This window comes from Streptomyces sp. NPDC043685, assembly GCF_056436585.1.
The window spans coordinates 419,844-441,535 of the sequence record NZ_JBWKCH010000006.1; the positions used below are offsets into that span (position 1 = coordinate 419,844).

Genomic DNA, 21,692 nt, shown 5'->3' on the forward strand with positions numbered 1-21,692 from the left:
GCGGGTCAGTGGATGATCCCGGTCCGCAGCGCCACCGCGACCATGCCGGCGCGGTCGCCCGTGCCGAGCTTGCGGGCGATACGGGCGAGGTGGCTCTTGACGGTCAGGGCGGACAGTCCCATCGAGACGCCGATCGCCTTGTTCGACTGGCCTTCCGCGACCAGCCGCAGCACCTCGACCTCACGGCCGGACAGTTCGCGGTAGCCGCCCGGGTGGCTCGGGGCACCCGGGGGGCGGCGGTGCAGACGGGCGGCGGCGGCGCCGATGGGGGCGGCGCCCGGGCGGGTGGGGAGCCCGACGTTGGTACGGGTGCCGGTGACGACGTACCCCTTCACCCCGCCGGCGAGTGCGTTGCGCACGGCGCCGATGTCGTCGGCGGCGGAGAGGGCGAGCCCGTTGGGCCAGCCCGCGGCGCGGGTCTCCGACAGCAGGGTGAGGCCGGAGCCATCCGGCAGGTGGACGTCGGCGACACAGATGTCGCGGGGGTTGCCGATGCGGGGACGAGCCTCCGCGATGGACGAGGCCTCGATGACGTCGCGCACACCGAGCGCCCACAGATGGCGGGTGACGGTGGAGCGGACGCGCGGGTCGGCCACGACCACCATGGCGGTCGGCTTGTTCGGGCGGTAGGCGACCAGGCTTGCGGGCTGCTCGAGGAGAACGGACACCAGGCCTCCTGGGGTGCGGGACGGGGCCGGCTCGTGGGGGTGAAGCCGGGACGAACCGTGCTTTCAAGGTCACAGTCGTCTTCGGCACCGAACCCGTCCGCCTTTAGAGAATGATCACGATTCGGTGATAACAATCCGTGCAATTCGGACACGCGGTCGATCATTCGAAGGTCGAACGGTTTCGGTCTGCGTCGGTACGCGGTCGAAAGTGGCCGTATCGACAAAGTGATTCGGCCAAGAGGGGTACTCAGGTGTGATCGTCGACCGGACATGGTTGACCGCCCCGCACAAGGTCGATCAGTGCGGGGCGGTCGGGGGTCGATCAGAGGTGGATCAGGGGCCGGTTCAGCGGGACTGCGGCCCTCGCCGCTGGGGCAGCGTCACGATCGACGCGTCCCCGGGCCCGGCCGGGGGCAGCCCGGCGATCTGGGCGAGCAGATCGCACCAGGACGCCAGATGGGCTGCCGTGTCCGGCACACCGCCCAGGCCCTCGCGCGGCGTCCACGACGCACGGATCTCGATCTGCGAGGCGGCCGGCCGTGCGGACAGCCCGCCGAAGTAGTGGGAGCTCGCCCGCGTGACGGTGCCGCTCGGCTCCCCGTACGTCAGCCCCCGGCTCTGCAGCGCGCCGGTCAGCCAGGACCAGCACACCTCCGGCAGCAGAGGGTCGGCCGCCATCTCCGGCTCCAGCTCCGCGCGCACCAGCGTCACGAGCCGGAACGTGCCCCTCCAGGCGTCGTGCCCGGCCGGGTCGTGCAGCAGCACCAGACGCCCGTCGGCCAGGTCCTGGTCGCCGTCGACGACCGCGGCCTCCAGCGCGTAGGCGTGGGGGGCGAGCCGCTTCGGCGGGGGCGTCGGCTCGACCTCGATCTGGGGCCGCAGCCGCGCCGCCCTCAGCGCGTCGACGGCGGCCCGGAAGGGCAGCGGGGCGGACTCCGCCTCCCGCCGGTCGTTCTCGGTGTCCTTCGCTTCGTCCATTCCGCCAGCGCCGTCCGACAGTCGTCCCTGAGCCGCAGCCATGCGGGAAGATTACGGGGACCGGGGCCCGGGTGCCGGGCTAGACACCCCGCGCCTGCCCAGGGGCTGAATCGCGCCGTCCGGCAGCGTGCGAAACTTGGCCCCGTGAGTGCCAACGACGCCCCTCGGGCCCAGCAGCCGTCCGCCCCGTACGAATCCGCCTTCCTCAAGGCCTGCCGGCGCGAGCCCGTGCCGCACACGCCGGTGTGGTTCATGCGACAGGCCGGGCGCTCACTGCCGGAGTACCGCAAGGTGCGCGAGGGCATCGGGATGCTCGAGTCCTGCATGCGGCCCGAGCTGGTCACCGAGATCACCCTCCAGCCGGTGCGCCGGCACGGCGTGGACGCGGCGATCTACTTCAGCGACATCGTCGTCCCGCTCAAGGCCATCGGCGTCGACCTCGACATCAAGCCCGGCGTCGGCCCGGTCGTCGAGCGCCCGATCCGCACCCGCGAGGACCTCGCCCAGCTGCGCGACCTCACCCCGGAGGACGTCTCCTACGTCACCGAGGCCATCGGCCTGCTCACCCGCGAGCTCGGCGCCACGCCCCTCATCGGCTTCGCCGGAGCCCCCTTCACCCTCGCCAGCTACCTCGTCGAGGGCGGCCCGTCGCGCACGTACGAGAACGCCAAGGCGATGATGTACGGCGACCCCGAGCTGTGGGCCGACCTGCTCGACCGCCTCGCGGACATCACGGCCGCCTTCCTGAAGGTGCAGATCGAGGCGGGCGCCTCGGCGGTCCAGCTGTTCGACTCCTGGGCCGGTGCGCTGGCCCCCGTCGACTACCGCCGCTCGGTGCTGCCCGCGTCCGCCAAGGTCTTCGAGGCCGTGGCCGGTTACGGCGTCCCGCGCATCCACTTCGGTGTCGGCACCGGCGAGCTGCTGGGCCTGATGGGAGAGGCCGGCGCGGACGTCGTCGGCGTCGACTGGCGCGTCCCGATGGACGAGGCCGCCCGCCGCGTCGGCCCCGGCAAGGCGCTCCAGGGCAACCTCGACCCGACCGTGCTGTTCGCCCCGACCCAGGCCGTCGAGGCCAAGACCCGCGAGGTCCTGGACGCGGCGAAGGACCTGGAGGGCCACATCTTCAACCTCGGCCACGGCGTCATGCCGTCCACGGACCCGGACGCGCTGACCCGGCTCGTGGACCACGTGCACACGCGGACGGCGCGCTGACCGAGCACGGGCCCCGGCCCGCCGCGTCAGAGCGGAGACCTCGCGCTGAGTGACCCGGGCGGCGACGGCCTTGTGCATGGCAGTCCGCCGAATCTACCTCGCTCGTCGTGAACGCGGGTGCCCGGGCGTGCGTATGAGTCGGCAACCGCCCGCGGCGCGGGGAAGGCGGGTCGCGGGGCCGACGTGAGGAACAGGCGATGAACGACCGAGTTACCCCCGCGATGCACGCGCTGCCCGACGGTGAGGCGGAGCTGACGCTGGTGGTGCGGCTGCCCTGGGAGGACGTGGCCCGCCTCGGCCAGGACGCGGGGCGGCTGGCCACCCAGCTGCGGCGGCCCGTGACGCTGGAGGAGGCGGTGAGCCACCGATTGCGCTCGACCCGGGTGGCCGCCCACGCGAAACCCGCCGGGGAGCAGCCGCCCGCGGTGACCGCCTCCGCGTCGGTGTCCTCCCTGCCGTCGCGGCCGCCCGCGGAGCAGGCCCGGCAGGCGATCGACCGGATCAACGGCACGGCGGGGACGGCGTAAGGGATTCGCCGCGGGGGTGCGGGGGTGTTGCCGGGCGCGGGCCCGTCGCGGCCGGTCGCGCCCACGCGGCGGAGCCGCACATGGACGCGGCCCCGCGCCCCTGAGGGCAGACCCGCCGCCTGTCACATGGAATCGCGCACCTTCGCCGCCGCCTTGCGGGCCGCCACCAGGATCGGGTCCCAGACCGGGGAGAACGGTGGGGCGTAGCCGAGGTCCAGGCCGGTCATCTGTTCCACCGTCATGCCTGCCGTGAGGGCGACCGCGGCGATGTCGACGCGCTTGCCCGCCCCCTCCCGGCCGACGATCTGGACGCCCAGGAGGCGGCCCGTGCGGTGCTCGGCGAGCATCTTGACCGTCATGGGGGAGGCGTTCGGGTAGTAGCCCGCGCGGCTGGTCGACTCGACGGTGACCGACTCGAAGCGCAGCCCCACCCGGTGGGCGTCCTTCTCGCGCAGCCCCGTGCGGGCGATCTCCAGGTCGCAGACCTTGCTGACCGCCGTGCCGACCACACCCGGGAAGGTCGCGTAGCCGCCGCCGACGTTGGTGCCGATGACCTGGCCGTGCTTGTTGGCGTGGGTGCCCAGCGGGATGTGCCGGTCCTGGCCGGAGACGAGGTCGAGGACCTCGACGCAGTCGCCGCCGGCCCAGATGTCCTCGTGGCCGCGCACCCGCATCGAGCGGTCGGTGAGGAGGCCGCCGTGCGGGCCGAGGGGGAGGCCGGCGGCTTGCGCGAGGGTGGTCTCGGGGCTGACGCCGATGCCGAGCACGACCACGTCCGCAGGGAACTCGCGGTCCTGTGTGACCACCGCCCGCACCCGCCCGTCGCCGGTGAGGATCTTCGTGACGTCGGCGTCGTTCACCATCGTGATGCCCAGGCCCTCCATGGCCTCGTGCACCAGGCGGCCCATGTCGGGGTCGAGGGTCGACATGGGCTCGCTGCCGCGGTTGACGACCGTCACCTCGTAGCCGCGCTTGATGAGCGCCTCGGCCATCTCCACGCCGATGTAGCCGGCCCCGACGACCACCGCGCGGCGGCCCCGCGTGCCCTCCAGCGTGTCGAGGAGCGCCCGGCCGTCGTCCAGGGTCTGCACACCGTGCACCCCCGGGGCGTCGGCCCCCGGCATGTCGGGCCGGACCGGCCGGGCACCGGTGGCGATCACGAGCTTGTCGTACGACGTCCAGGACTCCTCGCCGGAGTCGAGGTCACGCGCGCGTACCCGCCGTCCGTCGAGGTCGAGTTCCGTGACCTCGGTGCGCAGCCGCAGGTCGATGTCCCGGGCGCGGTGCTCCTCGGGGGTGCGGGCGATGAGCTGGTCCGGGCCGGTGACGTCACCGCCGACCCAGTAGGGGATGCCGCACGCGGAGTACGACGTGAAGTGGCCCCGTTCGAACGCCACGATCTCCAGCTCGCCGGGGCCCTTCAGACGGCGTGCCTGCGACGCCGCGGACATGCCCGCGGCGTCGCCGCCGATGACGACCAGTCGCTCCCGTGTACGGCTCATGTTCATGCGAACACGCTACGGGAGCACGGCATTTCAGTCCTGCTCGCCCGGCGCCCGCGGCCGCGTCGCCTCCGGTGCCGGGCGGGCCGTCGGCAGCGGGCCCAGCGCGGTCGCCGTGGGTGCGGGCGCGGGCCGGCGCGGCAGCCGGGGGCGTACGACGCGCAGCCACAGCAGCACGATCAGGGCGGCCACCGCCGCGAACGGCAGCACCGCGCCGAAGGCGACGGCGAGCCAGCGCAGCATCGTCACGAAGGCGCTCCAGCCGCCCGCGAGCGCGTCCACGAACCCCGGGTCGTCGTCCCCGGTCCTGGTCTTCTTCACCGGCGTCTCGGACAGCGACAGGGTGATGGTGGCCAGGCTGGTGCGGTCCTTCAGGGACTTCTGCCGGGCCAGCAGCGACTCCAGGTCGGCCTGGCGGGTGCTCAGCTCGCCCTCCAGGGTCACCACGTCGCCGAGCTTCGTGGCCTGGTCCATCAGCTCGCGGATCCGTGCCACGCTCGCGCGCTGCGACCTGATCCGGCTCTCCACGTCCACGACCTGGTCGGTGACGTCCTCGGCCTTGGCGTTGCGGTCGATGAGCTTACCGGTGCCCTCCAGCCCGGCGAGGACCTCGTCGTACTTGTCGACGGGCACCCGCAGCACGATCCGGGTGCGCTCATGGCCCTCGGCGTCCCGGGTGGTGGTCTCGTCGCCGACGTAGCCGCCCGCGTTCTCGGTGCCGGTGCGGGCCTGGTCCAGGGCCCTCGGGACGTCCTTGACCTGCACGGTCAGGGACGCCGTGCGGATGATGTGGCTCGCGGCGAGCTTGGGCGGCGCCGTGGCCCTGGCGCCGCTCGCGGTGCCACCGGGGGCGGCCTCGCCGGTAGCGGCCTTGCCCTCCGCCCCGCGGTCGGCGGCGCTGCCGCCGCCCGCCGAGTCGTCCCCGGCGCTGCACCCCGTGAGAGCGAGGGCGGCCGCCAGCAGGAGCGCGGTCAGGGCCGAGGCGGGGTGTCGTACGGATCGTCGTGTGCGCATGCGGGCATCCCCCGGGGGTCGATGGTGCTGACGCTTCTTCGACGCACGGACCGGCCCCGTCGTTTGGCCCGGGCCGGTTCCGATGCGGTCACGGTCGGGACTCGCGACGGACACCGGGCCGCGGCGGCACCGCCGGCGGGGTCTGAGAGGCTGGGGGCATGCGCGAAGTTCACAGGCAGGTCGTCGTCATCGGGGCCGGCATCGCGGGGCTGGCCGCCGCACACCGGCTGCTGGAGCGCGGGGCGCGGGTGACCGTGCTGGAGGCCTCCGGCCGGGTCGGCGGCAAGCTGCTGCCCGGGGAGGTCGCGGGTGCGCGCGTGGACCTCGGCGCCGAGTCGATGCTCGCCCGCCGCCCCGAGGCGGTGGCGCTCGCGCGCGAGGTGGGCCTCGCCGACCGCCTCCAGCCCCCGGCCACCGCGACGGCCTCGCTGTGGACCCGCGGCGCCCTGCGGCCCTTCCCCAAGGGGCATGTGATGGGCGTGCCCGGTACCGCGTCCGCCCTGGCCGGTGTGGTGTCCGAGGAGGGCCTCGCCCGGATCGAGCGGGACGCCGAACTGCCCCGCACCGAGGTCGGCGACGACGTGGCGGTCGGGGAGTACGTGGCGCGGCGCCTCGGCCGCGAGGTCGTCGACCGTCTGCTGGAGCCCATGCTGGGCGGGGTGTACGCGGGCGACGCCTACCGCATCTCCATGCGCTCGGCCGTCCCGCAGCTCTTCCAGGTGGCCCGCACCCACACCTCCCTGACGGAAGGCGTCCGGGAGCTCCAGGCGAAGGCGGCCGCCGCCGGGCAGACCGGCCCGGTCTTCATGGGCATCCAGGGCGGCATCGGCACCCTGCCCCTCGCGGTGGCCGACTCGGTCCGTGCGCGCGGGGGCGAGATCTTCACGCGAACGCCGGTGACGGAGCTGCGCCGCACCCCCGAGGGCGGCTGGCAGGTCGCCTCCGGCGAGCGCGCGTGGCGTGCGGACGCGGTGATCGTCGCCGCGCCCGCCCCCGTCGCCGCCCGGCTGCTGCGCGCCGAGACGCCCGGGGCCGCCGCCGAGCTCGACGCCGTCGAGTACGCCTCCATGGCCCTGGTCACCCTCGCCTACCGCCGCAGCGAGACGGCCCTGCCCGACGGCAGCGGCTTCCTCGTGCCGCCGGTCGACGGGCGCACCATCAAGGCGTCCACGTTCGCCTCGCGCAAATGGGGCTGGATCGCCGAGGAGAACCCGGACCTGGTCGTGCTGCGCACCTCCGTCGGGCGGTACGGCGAGACGGAGATCCTCCGGCGCGACGACAGAGAGCTGGTCGAGGTCTCCCGGGACGACCTGAAGGCGGCCACCGGCCTGGACGCCACGCCCGTCGCCACCCGCGTCACCCGCTGGGACGACGGCCTGCCGCAGTACCCCGTGGGCCACCACGCGCGCGTGGCCCGCATCCGCGAGCACGTCGCCCGGCTCCCCGGCCTCGCCGTCTGCGGAGCCCCCTACGACGGGGTCGGCATCCCGGCCTGCATCGCGAGCGCCTACGCCGCCGTCGACCAGATCCACGGTGACCTCGGCGGTGTGCAGGAGCTCACCGCCCACCCGGTGCAGAGCCTGCACGGCGGAGCGGGAGAATGAGGAGCATGAGTGACGACGCCTCCACCACCCCCTCCGGCACCGCGCCCGACCGCATCCCGAACAAGGGCAAGCTGGCCAAGGACCTCAACGAGGTCATCCGCTACACGCTCTGGTCCGTCTTCAAGCTCAAGGACGTCCTCCCCGAGGACCGCTCCGGGTACGCCGACGAGGTCCGGGAGCTGTTCGACCAGCTCGCCGCGAAGGACGTGACGATCCGCGGCACCTACGACGTCTCGGGCCTGCGCGCCGACGCCGACCTCATGATCTGGTGGCACGCGGAGACCAGCGACGCGCTCCAGGAGGCGTACAACCTCTTCCGCCGCACCAAGCTGGGCCGCGCCCTGGAGCCCGTCTGGTCGAACATGGCGCTGCACCGCCCCGCCGAGTTCAACCGCGCGCACATCCCGGCGTTCCTCGCCGACGAGACGCCCCGCGACTACGTGAGCGTCTACCCCTTCGTGCGCTCCTACGACTGGTACCTGCTGCCCGACGAGGACCGCCGCCGCATGCTCGCCGACCACGGCAAGATGGCCCGCGGCTACCCGGACGTGCGCGCCAACACCGTCGCCTCGTTCTCCCTCGGCGACTACGAGTGGATCCTCGCCTTCGAGGCCGACGAGCTGTACCGCATCGTCGACCTCATGCGTCACCTGCGCGCCTCGGAGGCCCGCCGGCACGTGCGCGAGGAGGTGCCGTTCTTCACCGGCCGCCGCAAGGACATCACCGAGCTGGTCGCCTCTCTGGCCTGATCCGCCCAGCCGCCGTACGGCCCCGGTCCGGGGCCGTCGGCTTCGGCTCGGCGTGCGGGGCGCACTCGGCGTGCCGCCCCGGCAGCCGGCCCCGCAGCAGATACGCCTCCATGTGCCCGTTGACGCAGGCGTTCGGCCCGCCGGCCAGACCGTGGGCGCCGGCGTCCCGCTCCGTCACCAGGACCGAACCCGTGAGGCGGTCGTGGAGTTCGAGGGCGCCCTCGTAGGGCGTGGCCGCGTCGCGCTCGGCGGCCAGGATCAGCGTCGGCGGCAGCTCGCCCGGCCCGGCGCCCACCTCCGGCGGCCGCTGACGCGGCGCCGGCCAGAAGGCGCACGGCAGGTTCGCCCACACGTTGTGCCAGGTCTCGAAGGGTGCCACCCGCGCCAGCCGGGTGTTGTCCCGGTCCCACACCGCGAAGTCCGTCGGCCAGGGGGCGTCGTTGCACTCGACGGCCACGTAGACCGCGCGGGAGTTCTCCGCCTCGGCCGCCGCCTCGGGGTGCTGCTCGGCCTGCTCGACCAGCGGCCCCTCGTCGCCCCGGAGGTACGCCGACAGCGCGTGCGCGCGGTGCGGCCACAGGTCGTCGTAGTACCCGGCCTGGAGCAACGCCCCTTGCAACTGCCCCGGTCCCACCTTTCCGCCCGCCGGTTCGGCGGCCAGCCTCGCGCTCACCCGCTGGTAGCTGCGCAGCACGTCCCGCGCGGTCCGGCCCAGCCCGTACACGTCGTCGTGCCGGGCGATCCAGGCCCGGAAGTCCGCCCAGCGGCGCTCGAAGGCCGCCGACTGGGCGAGGTTGTTGCGGTACCAGATCCGCTCGGGGGCGGGGTGGACCACCGAGTCGAACACCATCCGCCGCACGTGCGACGGGAACAGCGTCGCGTACAGGGCCCCGAAGTAGGTGCCGTACGAGGAGCCCATGAAGGTCAGCCGTTCCTCGCCGAGGGCGGCGCGCAGCACGTCGAGGTCGCGGGCGTTGTTCAGCGAGTGGTAGTGCCGCAGCGCGTCGCCGTTGCGCTCGGCGCAGCCGCGCGCGTACGCCTTCGCCCTGGCGACGCGTTCCCTCTTGTACGACTCCGAGGGGTGCGTCGGCGCCTGCGAGGGCCCGGGGAGGGACTGCTCGGGGTCCTTGCACGACAGCGGGGCCGAACGGCCGACGCCGCGCGGGGCGTAGCCGACGAGGTCGTAGGCGGCCGCGATCCTCTTCCACTCGGGGAGCAGGCCGATGAGCGGGAAGTACAGCCCGGTGGCGCCCGGTCCGCCCGGGTTGTACACGAGGGCGCCTTGCCGCAGGACCCGGTGCCCGCTGCCGTCCGGGGTCTTTCCCGTGGCCCGGGCCCGGCTGACGGCGAGTTCGATGTGCCGGCCGTCGGGGTGGGCGTAGTCCAGCGGGACGCTCACCGTGCCGCACCGCATGCCGCCGGGCAGGTCCCGCGCGTCGGGGCACGGGCCGAACTCGACACCGGCCGCCTTGGCGCGGGCGGCGGCCACGGCGGTGCCGCGCCGCTCGGCCGCCCCCGTCGGGTCCTCGGCGGCCGGTGCCGCGGTGAGGGTGCTCAGCAGCAAGGACCCGGCGGCCGAGCAGAGCAGGGCGGCTCTCATCGTGTGTCCCTTCGGTGCGCGGTGGCGACGAAGGGGATGTTTCGTGCGGCTCGGGGGGAAGGCAAGCACCGTCCGCCGGTGTCGGGGCCGATGCCCCCGTGCGCCCCCGGCCGGTCAGTCGTGCGCCTCGCGGTGGCCGAACGCGGCGCGCAGATCCGGTTCGCCGATCGCGCGGACACCGCGCACGGCCACCGAGGTCAGATACGTGCGGTCGTCGGCGGCGCTGTCCGCGGTGCGGGTCAGCGCGCCGAGCAGCCGCCGGCCGGCCGGGGAGGCCCAGTGCGAGTACGGGTGGATCTCGACCCGTGCGACGGCCAGGCAGCTCAGGGTCAGGGCGAGCGGCAGCGCGAACCACAGGGCGACCAGGTGCCGGGGCATGTCGGGCGGAGTGGGCGCCAGCAGTGCGGCCACGCCCAGCCCGAGGACGACGAGGGCCGCGCCGCGCACCTGCCGGACGGCCGTGGCCACCGTCGTACGGGCGCTGTCCGGCACCGCGAGCCCCGCGCGCACCAGCCCCTCGGCGATCCCGCGCACCGCCTCCGCCGTCGCGGCCGTGGCCCGCACCGGCGCGATCCGGGACTGCCCCTGAGGGCCTATGGCGCCTATCACCGACCGCTCCATCTCGTCCCGCCCGCGCGGGTCGACGACCGTCGCCCAGCCGGTGTGGGCCAGCAGCAGCCGGCGCTGGCGGGCCATGGCGACCAGCGTCACGTCGGCGACCCGCCGGGGGCCGCCGGAGAGGAACGCGGCCTCGTACAGCGTGAGTTCACGACCCCGGCCGGTGTCCGCCTCGACGGCCGCGGCGCGCACGGCGGCCAGGCACAGGCGGGTGCACGCGGTGCCGGCCACGGCCCAGGCCGCCAGCAGGAAAAGAGCCCAAAGCATATGTTGTTTGTATGTGACACGGTCGCGAGAACACCATGCCTCGTTCACGATCCGGACGGAGTGTTGTCGGTATGTGACGTTCCGCTTCTGCCCGGTGGCGGACTGTAGGCAGGCGGCGGGAGCGGGTAGCTCGGCGGCGGGGGTGAGGCGGGGGGCGCGGGCGAGGCCGGGGCGCTCGTGCCGCTCCCGGCCGCCATGTCCCGGGCGACGGCGTCGTAGTCGACGTATCCCGTGGCCTCCAGGACCTTGATGTGGTCCAGGACCGTCGTGTTGGCGTCGTCGGCGAGTTGGCGCACCAGCGTGTTGCGGGTGCTCGCGCGGACCTGGGCGACGACCGGGAAGACCCTGCCGTGTGCCAGCCGCAGGAGGTTGGCGAACTCGCGGTCGTACTCCGTGCCCCGCGCCGCGTCCAGAGTGGTCAGCCACTGCTTCTGCTGGTCGCTCGGTTCATCCGGCAGGACGAGGTTCAGCCGGGCGGCGACGCCGCGGACCCGCTCGTCCAGGAAGCGGTGCCCCTCGACGAGATGCCGGCCCGCCGTCCGGACGGCCGGGGTGGTCCCCTTCGTCCGCGCCTGCCGGCCCGCGGGCTGCTCCCACAGCCCGGCCAGCCGCACCTTGACGAGGAAGTCCTGGTCGAGCGCGGACAACGGGCCGTAACTCGTCTGAAGGGTCCGGGCGCTCAGCACGTCCGGCCCCGGCTCCGGCCGGTCGGTGGACGACCAGAGGGAGAAGACCAGCGCGGCGAGCGTCGCCGTCAGACATACGACGATGAGCCCGGTGCCGCTGACGATGCCTCGGCCCTCGACGGGGTGTCGCGGTCGCATGGTGGTGTCTCCTGGTACGGCACCGCACGCCAGTGCGTTTCGGGTGCGGAGGTGACATGTTACTGCGGGGTCCACACCAACTGCCGTACGCGGACAAATGGTTGCATCGAGGGCACGCGCCGGCGACGGGGCAAGGCGTGCGGGGGACTCGCCGTGGCGAAGGGACGCGCGACGTTCCACGGCGGATCGCCGGACAGGCCCTGCCGGCCCACCCGGGTTCTCCGGGCCGCCCGGATGCCGCCGCGGCGGTGTGCGCCGTGGCCGCCGCCCGCCCACCGGTCCGCCGTCCGGTGGACCCCCTCCCGGACCGGAGCGACAGGGATGAGGGGCCGGGCCCCTCACCCGTCAACGCCGCGCCAGCACCCTGCGCGTGGCGCGGGCCAGCCGGTGGGCGGGCCGCCGTGAGGGAGGCTTCGGGCCCGACCGCTCCAGCCACCACTCCCGCAGCTCCCGCCGCGCCCGGGCGTCCCCGGGGCGTCCGGTGGACAGCAGGTGCTCGGCGAAGGTGAGGGCGTCACGCCGGTACCCGGCGGTCATCGGCTGGGTCTGGGCGTAGCACAGGAACGCCGTGCGGTACCCGTCCCCGAGGATCACCGGCAGCTCGGGGGCGACCTTCGCCACGACGTCCGCCCGCTTCGCCGCGAGCGCCCGCGCCTGGACGCCGACCCGCACACGGTCGAACCCCTCGGGCACGGGCGTCCCCGCGACCAGCGCCGACAGCAGCGCCGCCTGCGCCAGCCCGAGCCGCTGCCGGGCGGCGCCGGCCTCCTGTGGGTGGGGCGGGCCGAAGGCGCCCCGTGTCGCCTCGGCCGCCCCGGTCTCATGGCCCGCCGGTCCCGCGCCGCCCCGGGCCTCGTCCCGCCGCCCGGCGCCGTCGTCCGCGGGAACACCACCGACGCACCCGGCCTCGTCCTCCCGCCCGGGAACGGCTCGACCCGCGGCCGCGAGGACCGTCGAGCGGAACTGCGTCTTCACCCGCTCCACGGCCCCCGCCTCCAGCGCCCGCCGGATCGAGGTCAGTTCGCCGGCCAGTTCCGCCGGTTGCGGGAAGTTCTCGTCGCGTTCCAGCAGGACACCCGGAGGGCAGACGCGCGAGGCGAGGTCCGTGAGGATGTCCAGGACCGGCCGCGGCACCGGGTGGGCGTGACTGTCGTGCCAGACGCCGTCGCGTTCGAACCCGCCGGCGACATGGACGTAGGCGATCGCCTCCAGGGGCAGCTCCGCCAGGGCCTTGGCCGGGTCCTCACCGCGGTTGACGTGGTTGGTGTGCAGGTTGGCCACGTCGATCAGAAGGCGGACGCCTGTGCGGTCGGCGAGGTCGTAGAGGAACTGGCCCTCGGTCATCTCCTCGCCCGGCCAGCAGATCAGCGCGGCGATGTTCTCGACGGCCAGCGGCACCGGAAGCGAGTCCTGTGCGATGCGCACGTTCTCGCACAGGACGTCCAGGGCGTCCCGGGTCCGCGGGACGGGCAGCAGATGGCCCGCCTCCAGGTGCGGGGACGCCGTCAGCGGCCCGCCCGCCCGGACGAACGCGATGTGCTCGGTGACCAGCGGGGAACCCAGCGCCTCGGCACGCTCGGCCAGTGCGGTCAGCCGGCCCGGGTCGGGCCGGTCCGCGCCGCCGAGGCCGAGCGAGACGCCGTGCGGGACCACGGTCACGCCCCGCTCGCGCAGCCGCCGCAGCGAGTCGGGCAGGTGCCCGGGGCAGAGGTTCTCGGCCACGGCCTCGACCCAGTCGATCCCCGGCATCCGCTCCACGGCGTCCGCGATCTCAGGCCGCCATCCGATGCCCGTCCCCAGTCGCTCCATCGTCCCCTCCTCCACCCCGGACCGTTCCTCGAACGTGAGGGAGGTATGGCCCCGCCGCCGGGCGCCGAACCGCGTCCACCCGCCTTCAGAGCAACATTTGAGGTTTCGGCGGGCCGGGGCCGGCCGGTGCCCGGCCCATCCGGGCCCGAGGCCGCCGCGCCCCTACAGCGGGCGCGAGGAGCGGTAGTTGAACACCGACCAGAGGACGAACAGACCGGTCACGATCATGATGATCGACCAGAACGGCTGGTAGGGCAGCCAGAGGAAGTTCGCGATCAGGGCCAGGCGACCACGACCGCGCTCACGACCCGCGCCCAGGCGGCTCCCGCGAACAGGCCGAGCCCGGCGGCCACCACGAGGACGCCGACGATCACGTGGATCCAGCCCCACGCGGTCAGGTCGAACTCGAAGGAGTACTGGCCGAAGCTCGTGTACACCTCGTCCCCGGCGATCGCCGCGATGCCCTGGAGCACCGCGAACAGGCCGTAGACGACCATCAGGATGCCGCCGAGGGCGAGACCCCCGGCCGCCCACGGGTCACCGGAGCCGCCCGGGCCGGTGCCGCCGGGTGTCCGGTCGTCGGAGGCGGGCGGGGCGGGGGGAGGGGGCGCGGCGCTGGACATGGCTGCCTCCTGAGGCGGGTCGACTGGTAACCCCACTGGAGCACCCGTCCGGGACCGCCGCGCCCGCGGCTACGCCGAACGGGTGGCGGCCGGGCCGCCGCTCCCGTACGGCTCCCGGCGCAGCGCCGGGTGGTCAGCGACCACCGTGCACGAGCCGGGCGCGATCTCCGTGAACCCCGCGTCGCGGACCAACGGCAGCCCGCTGCCGACCAGTCCGGGCCAGTCCGCCGCGGCGGCCGTACGGACGGCGAGCGGGAAACCCGCGTCCCGCCAGGCGGTCCGCTCCTCGCCGGGCAGCTCCCACCAGGCCAGTTGGGCGGCGTGGCCCGCCTGCGCCATCGCCTTGCCGGCCGACATGCCGAGGTCCGGGTTCAGCCACAGCACGGGAGCGGCCGGGTCCGCCTCCACCGGCGGCTCCGGGTCGTCCAGGTCGGTGCCGGAGACCTGGAGCCTGGCCAGGACCTTGGGCCAGCCGTCCAGCGGCACCGGCGGGAACACCCGCACCTCGGCCGACTTGCCGGTGACCGTGATGCCGTCCAGCGCCTCGGCCCGCCGCCACTCGGCGCCGCGCGCCCGCCGCACCACCTTGCGGATCCGGGCGTCCTGCCAGTCCCGCATCGCACCGGCCCACTCGCCCTGCCCGGCCGACCGCTCGTCGGCCAGGATCGTCAGCACGGCCCGCGCGGCCGTCTCCAGCGCGTCCGTACGCGCCGGGGGCTCCGCCCGCTCGATCCGCACGACGAGCGGCAGCACGAACTGCGGCGCCTCGTCACGCGCCGAGGGCTCGGACCGGAAGGGACTGTCGCTCACGGGCGTCGGGTCTTCGCTCACGAAACCCAGTGTGCCAGCCGGAAGATCGTGCAGGATGGCCGCATGCGACCCGACCTGTGCCTGCGCGACGCGGGCCGCCGCTACGGACTGCGGGGACCCTGGGTGCTGCGCGGTGTCGACCTGGCGGTGGCTCCGGGCCGGCTCGTCCGCATCGAGGGCGCCAACGGCAGCGGCAAGTCCACGCTGCTGCGGCTGCTGGCCGGCATCGACGCCCCCAGCGAGGGCCGCGTCACCGGCCGGCCGCGCACGGCGTACGTCCCCGAGCGGTTCCCGCCGGCCCTGCCCTTCACCGCCGCCGGTTACCTCACCCACCTCGGCACCGTGCACGGCCTGCCCCGGGCGGCGGCCGCCCGGGCCGCCGGGGACTGGCTGGAGCGCCTCGGCGCCGCCGCGTACGCGCAGACGCCGATGGCGCGGCTGTCGAAGGGCAGCAGCCAGAAGGTCGCGGTCGCCCAGGCCCTGTTGGGGGAGCCGGAGCTGCTGGTGCTCGACGAGGCGTGGACCGGTCTGGACACCGCGGCCCGCGCCGAGCTGGAGCGCGCGGTCGCCGAACGCACGGCGGCCGGGGGCTCCGTGGTCTTCGTCGACCACGACCCGCGCCGCCTGGCGGGCCTGCCCGACGCGACGTACGCCGTGTCCGGCGGAAGGCTCGTCCGGCAGGAGCCGGCGCCGGTCCCGGCCGTGTCCGGCCCGCACGTCGTCGTCGAGGCCCAGGGCCCACCGGACGGACGGCTGCCCGAGGACGTGCGCCGGGCGGTGACCTCGGTGGAGGAGACCGGACCGGGCCGCTGCCGCCTCTGCGTCCCCGCCCCGCGATCCGATGTCCTGCTCCGCACCCTGCTGACGGCCCGCCCGCCCTGGCACGTGGTGAGCGTGACACCGCGGGCGACGGCCCCGAAGAGGCAGCCGTGACCGCCCTGATGCGCTACCACGCCGCCCTGCTGCTGAGGTCGCAGCGCTGGCTGCCGCCGTTCCTGCTGTACGCGGCCTTCCTGGCGATCAGCATCCAGGCCGGGCAGCCGGTGCTCGACTCGCTCGGGTACACCGCCGCCGTCCTGCTGCCGGTCGCCGCGTGGCTGGCGCGGATCTGCGTCACGGGCGAACCCGACGCCGCGCGCGGCTGTGTGGCCGCGGCCGCGGGACCCGCGCGGGCTCATGTGGCCTGTCTGCTGGTGGCCCTGGCCGGGGCGTCGGCGCTCGGCACGCTCGCGACCCTCGCCGTGACGCTGCTCAGTGACCCGGTCGCCTCCGACCACCGCACCCGGGTTCCGCTCGCCGCCGCCTGCGGGGCCGGGCTGCTCGCCGCCCTGGCCTGCGCGCTGCTCGGCACGGCCGTCGGCGCGCTCACCAGCCGGCCCCTGCTGCGGTCGCCGGGCCGGGCCGTCCTCGCCCTGCTGCTCGCGGCGCTGCTGTCCCTGGTGGCCACCGGCTCGCCGGCCCAGGCGGCCGTGCAAGGACTCGTGACCGGCTCGCGGCAGGGCACCGTACCGCTGCCGCTGCTGCCCCTGGGCGCCGCGGCCCTGGTGACGGCCGCGGCACTGGCCCTGGCCGGTGCGCTGGCCGCCCGCAGGTCACCCTGAACAGGCGGTGCGCTGCGCCTCCTGCCACTCGCAGGCGGGGCAGAGCGTGATGCCCTTGTACGACTCGGGGTACTCCGTCGGCTCACGGCACAGTACGCACTCCGCGTACGGCGGGCCGTCCGCCCGGGGCGGCCTGGTCGCGTCGATCAGGCAGTAGTCGTCCTCGCTCATACGTCCAGCGTAGGCCCGGGCCGGGCGCTCAGAGGTCGCGCTGTTCCAGGGGCTTGGTGGCGGGGCCCTGGATGACCTTGCCGTCCGTGTCGAAGCGGGAGCCGTGGCAGGGGCACTCCCAGGCGCGTTCGGCGGCGTTGAAGTCGACCAGGCAGCCCAGGTGCGTGCAGCGGGCGGAGACGGCGTGCAGGCCGCCCTCCTCGTCCCGGTACACCGCGACACGGTGGCCGTCGGCGCGGACCACGGCGCCTTCGCCCGGCGGCAGCGACTCCACCGGCGGTGAGGGCCGCAGCCGGTCGCCCACGAAGTGCCCGGCGACCTTGGCCTGCGTCTTGAGGAACGTCGGCGCCTCACGCAGCGCGGGCCTGACCCGGCGCGGGTCGTACAGCCCGCTCCACTCGCACTCCTCACCGGTGATCTGCGCGGTCAGCAGCCGGCCCGCCATGATGCCGCCGGTCATGCCCCAGCCGCCGAAGCCGGTGGCCACATAGGCGTGCCGGGCGCCCTGGTGCAGCGGGCCGACCATCGGCACGGTGTCCGTGGGCTCGGTGTCCTGCGTGGCCCAGCGGTGGGTGACCTCCAGGTCGGGGAAGTGGCCGGTGGCCCAGGCGGTGAGGCGTTCGAGACGGGCCCGCGGATCACTCGTGCCGGGCGTGAAGTGCTCACCGGTGACGATCAGCAGCCGCCGGTCGCCGTCGAAGGGCGCGGTGCGCACCGAGCGGGTGTCCTCCTCGGGCGTGATGAACATGCCGTCCGGGTCCTGGTGCGCGGGGATCGTCCCGGCGACGACCAGCTCGCGGCGCGTGGACAGACGGGCGAAGAGCAGGGCCCGGTCGAAGATCGGGTAGTGCGTGGCGACCACGACGTCCCGGGCGCGGACGGTCGCCCCGTCCGCCGTCGAGACCCGGCAAGGTTCGCCCTCGTCCAGTCCGAGCACGGTGGTGTCCTCGTAGATCCGCCCGCCGTGTTCGACCAGGTCGGCGGCGAGGGCCAGCAGGTACTTGCGCGGGTGGAACTGCGCCTGCCCGGTGACCTCGACCGCGCCCGCCACCGGGAAGGGCAGCCCGGTCTCCGTGACGAAGGAGGCGGGCAGCCCGGCCTCGGCCGCGGCCCGGGCCTCCGCGCGCAGTTGCTCCACGCGGCTCGCGTCACGCGCGTAGGTGTAGGCGCTCCTCGTCTCCCACTCGCAGTCGACGCCCAGGTCCCGGGCGATCCGGGCCGCGTGCTCGATCGCCTCGGACTGCGACCGCGCGTACAGCCGGGCGCCCTCCGGCCCGCGGGTGCGCCGCAGCTTGTCGTAGACGAGTGTGTGCAGGGCGGTGACTTTGGCGGTGGTGTGCCCGGTGACGCCGGCGGCGACCCGGCCGGCCTCCAGCACGGCCACGCTCCGCCCGGCCCGGGTCAGCTCCCACGCCGTGGACAGCCCGGCGATCCCGGCCCCGATCACCGCCACGTCGACGTCCAGGTCCTCCGCCAGCGCCGGATGACGGCCGTCCGGTGCGGTGTCGAGCCAGTACGAGCTGCTGACCTGCTGTTCTTCGCCCATGGGCCAGCGAGTACCCCCGACCGTCCGGTTCAGTGTCGGGCGAGCCCTTCGTCACCGGGGCGGGCGCATCCGGTCTCCGGGCGGCGCAGAGAACCCCGGCAGCCGGAGAGGGCGGCTCCTCCCTGCGGATCAGGGCTGCTCGAGCAGCCGCTTGCGGCACTCCTCCACGTCGAAGTCCGCTTCCGGGAACTGCGGATCGAGCTCCCGGAAGTGCTCCAGGAGCAGGGTGCTGACCGCCCAGTTGCGGTACCACTTGCGGTCGGCCGGGACCAGGTACCAGGGAGCGTACGAGGTGCCGCAGCGCTCCAGGGCGATCTCGTAGGCCTCCTGGAACGCCGGCCACAGGGCGCGGTCGTCGATGTCGGACGCGGCGAACTTCCAGCGCTTGTCCGGCTTGTCGAGGCGCTTGAGCAGCCGGCGGCGCTGCTCGTCGAAGGACAGGTGCAGGAAGCACTTGATCAGGGTCACGCCGTCGTCGGCGAGGGACCGCTCGAAGCGGTTGATCTGCTCGTAGCGCCGCGCGATCTCGGTGGCCGGGGCGAGCCCGCGGACGCGGGCGATCAGCACGTCCTCGTAGTGCGAGCGGTCGAAGATGCCCAGTTCGCCGCGGACGGGCAGCGCCTGCTCCACCCGCCACAGGAAGGGGTGCGCGCGCTCCTCGGCGGTGGGGGCCTTGAACGCGGTGATCCGGCAGCCGGACGGGTTGAGCAGGCCGATGACGTGCTTGACCGTGCCGCCCTTGCCGCTGGTGTCCATGCCCTGGAGCACCAGCAGGACGCGGCGCCGGTCGCCCGCGGTGCCGGCCGCCCACAGCCGTTCCTGGAGGACGGCGAGACGCTCGCCGATCCGGGCCGTGGCGGCCTTGCCGGCCTCCTTGCCGTCCGGGCCGGCGGGGGTGGCGGCGGCGTCGAACCGGGTCAGGTCGACCGGTTCACCGGCGGGCAGACGCAGCCGCTCACGCAGCGAGGTGTCGTGCTTGTGTCTCACCGGGCCCCCTTGCGGTCCTGTGCCTCGATGGTCCGGTGGGGCGCCGGGCCGTGCCGGCGCCCCGTCCGAGTGGGCGCCGGCTAGCGGCGCCAGGGGCCCGTCACCGCGAAGGTGGTGCCGGGCGTGTAGCAGTTGACGTACATCGTGTCCCCGTCGGGGGAGAAGGTCACTCCCGCGAACTCACCCCACTCCGGCTCCTGCGGTGTGCCGATGTTCTGCCGGTTGCGGGCCATCGCGTAGACCTCGCCTCGCCGGGTGACACCGAAGACGTGCTGGGCGCCGTTGCCGTCCTCGCACACCATCAGGCCGCCGCTGGGCGCCAGGCAGATGTTGTCGGGCGACTCTCCCGGCAGTTGCACATCGGTGTCCGGGCCGAACACGATCACCAGGGTGAGCCTGCGGTGCTCCGGGTCGTAGCGCCAGACCTGTCCGAAGTGGTCGGCGGCCGAACCGTCCGAGCGGCGGGCGAACGACGACACGAAGTACACCGAACGGCCGCCCCAGTAGCAGCCCTCCAGCTTCTGCGCGTGGGTGATGCCCTCGCGGCCGAAGCCCTGGAACCTGATCGGCGTCTCCGCGGCCTGCGGGTCCGGGACGTCCACCCACTCGATGTGGTCGAACGCGGCGCCCACGTCCTGGACGGAGGACAGGTCCGGCACGCCGGGCACCCGCATGGCCTGGAGCCGCCCGCCCGCGCGCAGCGAACCCCGTCCGCCCAGCGGCCGGTCCGGCAGGAAGCGGTAGAACAGGCCGAAGGGCTTCTCGAAGGCGTCCTCGGTCTCGTACACCACGCCCCGCCGGGGGTCGACCGCGATCGCCTCGTGCGCGAAGCGGCCCATCGCGGTCAGCGGCACGGCACCGGTGCGGTGCGGATCGGCCGGGTCGACCTCGAAGATGAAGCCGTGGTCCTTGGTGTAGCCGTTGGTGCCGGCCTTGTCCTCGGTCTCCTCGCAGGTCAGCCAGGTGTGCCAAGGGGTGGGCCCGCCCGCGCAGTTCACGGCCGTACCGGCGATCGCGACGCGTTCGGAGCGGACCCGGTTGCGGGAGTCCAGCGTCAGCGCCGTGCAGCCGCCCTTGCCGGCCGGGTCGTAGGTCAGGCCCTCGACGGCCGGGACCGGGATCCTGCCGTTGGCGCGGTTCTCATGGTTGCGGACCAGGTGGACACCGCCGCCTCTGGCGCCGAAGGCCGCCATGCCGTCGTGGTTGGAGGGCACGAGGCCCTCGCCGGAGCGCAGTTCGTCTCCCTCGCGGGACAGGATCCGGTACCGGAAACCCTCCGGCAGGTCGAGGACGCCCTGCGGATCGGGGACGAGCGGGCCGTAGCCGGTGTGGCCCAGGCCCTGTGCGGCGGCGGTGCCGGCGAAGAGTTCGGACAGGGCGCCGGAGAACGCGATCCCGATGCCCAGGGCACCCGTTCCGGCGAGCAGCTGACGTCGTGAGGCGGAGCGACCGGACGTGGTCATGGGGAAACCTTCCTGCTGGCGGACAGGAACTGTGATCCCGCTGTGTCTATCACCTGGTGCGGGCGGCGGGAACCACGCGCGTAGCGCGGGTCACTGCTCGACCGCGCGCCGCAGCCGCTCCATGGCCTCTTCGGCCTGTTCGGTGCGGTCGACGGCGCTCTGCGCCCGCTCCGCCTCGTCCGCCGCCCCGGCGTGTCCCGCGTCCTGGGCCGGGGGCTGCTGGCCCCGCTCCAGGAACCGCAGCAGCTCCACCGGAATGGGCAGGACCAGCGTGGAGTTCTTCTCCGCCGCCACCGCCATGACGGTCTGCAGCAACCGGAGCTGGAGCGCCGAGGGCGTGTCGGCCATCTGCTGGGCGGCCTGGGACAGTTTCTTGGAGGCCTGGTACTCGGCGTCGGCGTTGATCAGCCGGGCCCGCCGCTCCCGGTCGGCCTCGGCCTGGCGGGCCATGGAACGCTTCATGGTGTCCGGCAGGGAGACGTCCTTGATCTCCACACGGTCGATGGTCACGCCCCACTCCACGGCCGGGCTGTCGATCATCAGCTCCAGGCCCTGGTTGAGCTTCTCCCGGTTGGACAGCAGGTCGTCCAGCTCGCTCTTGCCGATGATCGAACGCAGCGAGGTCTGTGCCATCTGCGAGACGGCGAAGCGGTAGTCCTCGACGTTGACGATCGCGGCCGCCGGGTCGACGACCTTGAAGTACACCACCGCGTCGACCCGCACGGTCACGTTGTCGCGGGTGATGCCCTCCTGGGCGGGGACCGGCATGGTGACGATCTGCAGATTGACCTTGCGCAACCGGTCCACCGCGGGCACGACGAGGGTGAACCCGGGCCGCCGCACGTCACCGTGCAGACGTCCGAGCCGGAAGACGACTCCCCGCTCGTACTGCTTGACGACCCGCGCGGCGGAAGCCACGTAGACCAGCGCCCCGGCCCCGACCGCGGCCACCACGCCGACCAGCTCTTCGACCATGCCGACCTCCCCGCTCAGAGGTCCGAATTCTTCTGCTTCTGTAACGATATGCCCGGAGCGCGGCGCGAGGCCATGCCCGGGAGGACCGGGCAAGGAGGCAGGCCACGTGAAAGGTCCGGGGCGCGCCGGCTGCGCGCCCCGGAC

Annotated in this window: 20 protein-coding genes and 1 pseudogene; 6 read left to right on the forward strand and 15 right to left on the reverse strand. The window is 74.1% G+C overall.

The annotated features are described in order from the left end of the window. Window positions 1-5: 5 nt before the first annotated feature. Both AC0665_RS21775 and AC0665_RS21780 read right to left on the reverse strand, forming a co-directional pair. Window positions 6-668, reverse strand: a complete 663-nt coding sequence (locus AC0665_RS21775) for a response regulator transcription factor (RefSeq protein WP_003993737.1) — start codon at window positions 666-668, stop codon at window positions 6-8. A gap of 345 nt (window positions 669-1,013) precedes the next feature. Further along, on the reverse strand, window positions 1,014-1,688 hold the full coding sequence (locus AC0665_RS21780; RefSeq protein WP_468631666.1) for a DUF3000 domain-containing protein: 675 nt from the start codon (window positions 1,686-1,688) through the stop codon (window positions 1,014-1,016). 102 nt (window positions 1,689-1,790) lie between these two features. Here AC0665_RS21780 and hemE point away from each other — a divergent pair, with 102 nt between their 5' ends. Continuing rightward, on the forward strand, window positions 1,791-2,858 hold the full coding sequence (hemE, locus tag AC0665_RS21785) for a uroporphyrinogen decarboxylase (RefSeq protein WP_468402927.1): 1,068 nt from the start codon (window positions 1,791-1,793) through the stop codon (window positions 2,856-2,858). 197 nt (window positions 2,859-3,055) lie between these two features. Next, a complete protein-coding gene (locus AC0665_RS21790; protein ID WP_363118973.1) occupies window positions 3,056-3,385 on the forward strand; it encodes a hypothetical protein in 330 nt (109 codons plus the stop codon). A 122-nt stretch (window positions 3,386-3,507) separates the two neighbouring features. On the opposite strand, the gene AC0665_RS21795 is transcribed toward AC0665_RS21790, so the two are convergent. Next, a complete protein-coding gene (locus AC0665_RS21795) occupies window positions 3,508-4,893 on the reverse strand; it encodes an FAD-dependent oxidoreductase (RefSeq protein ID WP_478510406.1) in 1,386 nt (461 codons plus the stop codon). Between the two features lie 27 nt (window positions 4,894-4,920). Beyond that, window positions 4,921-5,901, reverse strand: coding sequence for a DUF4349 domain-containing protein (locus AC0665_RS21800; protein WP_478705610.1), 981 nt, complete (start codon window positions 5,899-5,901; stop codon window positions 4,921-4,923). A gap of 158 nt (window positions 5,902-6,059) precedes the next feature. Here AC0665_RS21800 and hemG point away from each other — a divergent pair, with 158 nt between their 5' ends. Both hemG and hemQ read left to right on the forward strand, forming a co-directional pair. Next, a complete protein-coding gene (gene hemG / locus AC0665_RS21805; protein ID WP_478705611.1) occupies window positions 6,060-7,505 on the forward strand; it encodes a protoporphyrinogen oxidase in 1,446 nt (481 codons plus the stop codon). A 5-nt stretch (window positions 7,506-7,510) separates the two neighbouring features. Beyond that, window positions 7,511-8,254 (forward strand): hydrogen peroxide-dependent heme synthase, encoded by a 744-nt coding sequence (hemQ, locus tag AC0665_RS21810; protein WP_468402936.1) that lies wholly within the window; start codon window positions 7,511-7,513, stop codon window positions 8,252-8,254. Here hemQ and AC0665_RS21815 read toward each other — a convergent pair. From AC0665_RS21815 to AC0665_RS21840, 6 genes and pseudogenes are all read right to left on the reverse strand, one after another. Continuing rightward, window positions 8,226-9,854 carry an alpha/beta hydrolase gene (locus AC0665_RS21815; protein ID WP_478705612.1) on the reverse strand — a complete coding sequence of 543 codons (1,629 nt, stop codon included), beginning with the start codon at window positions 9,852-9,854 and terminating at the stop codon, window positions 8,226-8,228. The genes hemQ and AC0665_RS21815 overlap by 29 nt on opposite strands. 114 nt (window positions 9,855-9,968) lie before the next feature. Further along, complete coding sequence (locus tag AC0665_RS21820) at window positions 9,969-10,739, reverse strand: TIGR04222 domain-containing membrane protein (RefSeq protein ID WP_468402940.1); 771 nt, start codon at window positions 10,737-10,739, stop codon at window positions 9,969-9,971. Between the two features lie 44 nt (window positions 10,740-10,783). Continuing rightward, a complete protein-coding gene (locus tag AC0665_RS21825; RefSeq protein WP_478604066.1) occupies window positions 10,784-11,563 on the reverse strand; it encodes a DUF4142 domain-containing protein in 780 nt (259 codons plus the stop codon). A gap of 345 nt (window positions 11,564-11,908) precedes the next feature. After that, a complete protein-coding gene (locus AC0665_RS21830; protein ID WP_478705613.1) occupies window positions 11,909-13,372 on the reverse strand; it encodes an MbnB/TglH/ChrH family RiPP precursor modification enzyme in 1,464 nt (487 codons plus the stop codon). A gap of 162 nt (window positions 13,373-13,534) precedes the next feature. Then, window positions 13,535-13,995 (reverse strand): annotated as a pseudogene (locus AC0665_RS21835) (DUF7144 family membrane protein). A gap of 69 nt (window positions 13,996-14,064) precedes the next feature. After that, a complete protein-coding gene (locus AC0665_RS21840) occupies window positions 14,065-14,826 on the reverse strand; it encodes an aminoacyl-tRNA hydrolase (RefSeq protein ID WP_478705614.1) in 762 nt (253 codons plus the stop codon). Between the two features lie 42 nt (window positions 14,827-14,868). Here AC0665_RS21840 and AC0665_RS21845 point away from each other — a divergent pair, with 42 nt between their 5' ends. Beyond that, window positions 14,869-15,738, forward strand: a complete 870-nt coding sequence (locus tag AC0665_RS21845; protein ID WP_478604056.1) for an ABC transporter ATP-binding protein — start codon at window positions 14,869-14,871, stop codon at window positions 15,736-15,738. Further along, the gene (locus tag AC0665_RS21850) at window positions 15,735-16,406 is read left to right on the forward strand and encodes an ABC transporter (RefSeq protein ID WP_468631686.1); all 672 of its coding nucleotides are present in this window, start codon (window positions 15,735-15,737) and stop codon (window positions 16,404-16,406) included. Before AC0665_RS21845 ends, AC0665_RS21850 begins: the two co-directional genes overlap by 4 nt. Here AC0665_RS21850 and AC0665_RS21855 read toward each other — a convergent pair. From AC0665_RS21855 to AC0665_RS21875, 5 genes are all read right to left on the reverse strand, one after another. After that, window positions 16,398-16,577, reverse strand: a complete 180-nt coding sequence (locus tag AC0665_RS21855) for a hypothetical protein (RefSeq protein WP_062929707.1) — start codon at window positions 16,575-16,577, stop codon at window positions 16,398-16,400. The genes AC0665_RS21850 and AC0665_RS21855 overlap by 9 nt on opposite strands. Window positions 16,578-16,605: 28 nt before the next feature. Beyond that, window positions 16,606-18,123, reverse strand: a complete 1,518-nt coding sequence (locus AC0665_RS21860) for an FAD-dependent oxidoreductase (protein WP_478705615.1) — start codon at window positions 18,121-18,123, stop codon at window positions 16,606-16,608. A 129-nt stretch (window positions 18,124-18,252) separates the two neighbouring features. Further along, window positions 18,253-19,110, reverse strand: coding sequence for a PPK2 family polyphosphate kinase (locus AC0665_RS21865; RefSeq protein ID WP_478604051.1), 858 nt, complete (start codon window positions 19,108-19,110; stop codon window positions 18,253-18,255). 80 nt (window positions 19,111-19,190) lie between these two features. Next, window positions 19,191-20,573 (reverse strand): PhoX family protein, encoded by a 1,383-nt coding sequence (locus AC0665_RS21870; protein WP_478705616.1) that lies wholly within the window; start codon window positions 20,571-20,573, stop codon window positions 19,191-19,193. A 90-nt stretch (window positions 20,574-20,663) separates the two neighbouring features. Beyond that, on the reverse strand, window positions 20,664-21,548 hold the full coding sequence (locus AC0665_RS21875; protein ID WP_478604047.1) for a slipin family protein: 885 nt from the start codon (window positions 21,546-21,548) through the stop codon (window positions 20,664-20,666). Window positions 21,549-21,692: the final 144 nt, after the last annotated feature.

Coding starts and splice junctions, on each gene's coding strand:
- AC0665_RS21780 (WP_468631666.1), bottom strand. CDS start 1,688: ATGGCTGCGGCTCAGGGACGACTGTCGGACGGCGCTGGCGGAATGGAC.
- AC0665_RS21790 (WP_363118973.1), top strand. CDS start 3,056: ATGAACGACCGAGTTACCCCCGCGATGCACGCGCTGCCCGACGGTGAG.
- AC0665_RS21795 (WP_478510406.1), bottom strand. CDS start 4,893: ATGAACATGAGCCGTACACGGGAGCGACTGGTCGTCATCGGCGGCGAC.
- AC0665_RS21800 (WP_478705610.1), bottom strand. CDS start 5,901: ATGCGCACACGACGATCCGTACGACACCCCGCCTCGGCCCTGACCGCG.
- hemG (WP_478705611.1), top strand. CDS start 6,060: ATGCGCGAAGTTCACAGGCAGGTCGTCGTCATCGGGGCCGGCATCGCG.
- hemQ (WP_468402936.1), top strand. CDS start 7,511: ATGAGTGACGACGCCTCCACCACCCCCTCCGGCACCGCGCCCGACCGC.
- AC0665_RS21815 (WP_478705612.1), bottom strand. CDS start 9,854: ATGAGAGCCGCCCTGCTCTGCTCGGCCGCCGGGTCCTTGCTGCTGAGC.
- AC0665_RS21820 (WP_468402940.1), bottom strand. CDS start 10,739: ATGCTTTGGGCTCTTTTCCTGCTGGCGGCCTGGGCCGTGGCCGGCACC.
- AC0665_RS21825 (WP_478604066.1), bottom strand. CDS start 11,563: ATGCGACCGCGACACCCCGTCGAGGGCCGAGGCATCGTCAGCGGCACC.
- AC0665_RS21830 (WP_478705613.1), bottom strand. CDS start 13,372: ATGGAGCGACTGGGGACGGGCATCGGATGGCGGCCTGAGATCGCGGAC.
- AC0665_RS21845 (WP_478604056.1), top strand. CDS start 14,869: ATGCGACCCGACCTGTGCCTGCGCGACGCGGGCCGCCGCTACGGACTG.
- AC0665_RS21855 (WP_062929707.1), bottom strand. CDS start 16,577: ATGAGCGAGGACGACTACTGCCTGATCGACGCGACCAGGCCGCCCCGG.
- AC0665_RS21860 (WP_478705615.1), bottom strand. CDS start 18,123: ATGGGCGAAGAACAGCAGGTCAGCAGCTCGTACTGGCTCGACACCGCA.
- AC0665_RS21870 (WP_478705616.1), bottom strand. CDS start 20,573: ATGACCACGTCCGGTCGCTCCGCCTCACGACGTCAGCTGCTCGCCGGA.
- AC0665_RS21875 (WP_478604047.1), bottom strand. CDS start 21,548: ATGGTCGAAGAGCTGGTCGGCGTGGTGGCCGCGGTCGGGGCCGGGGCG.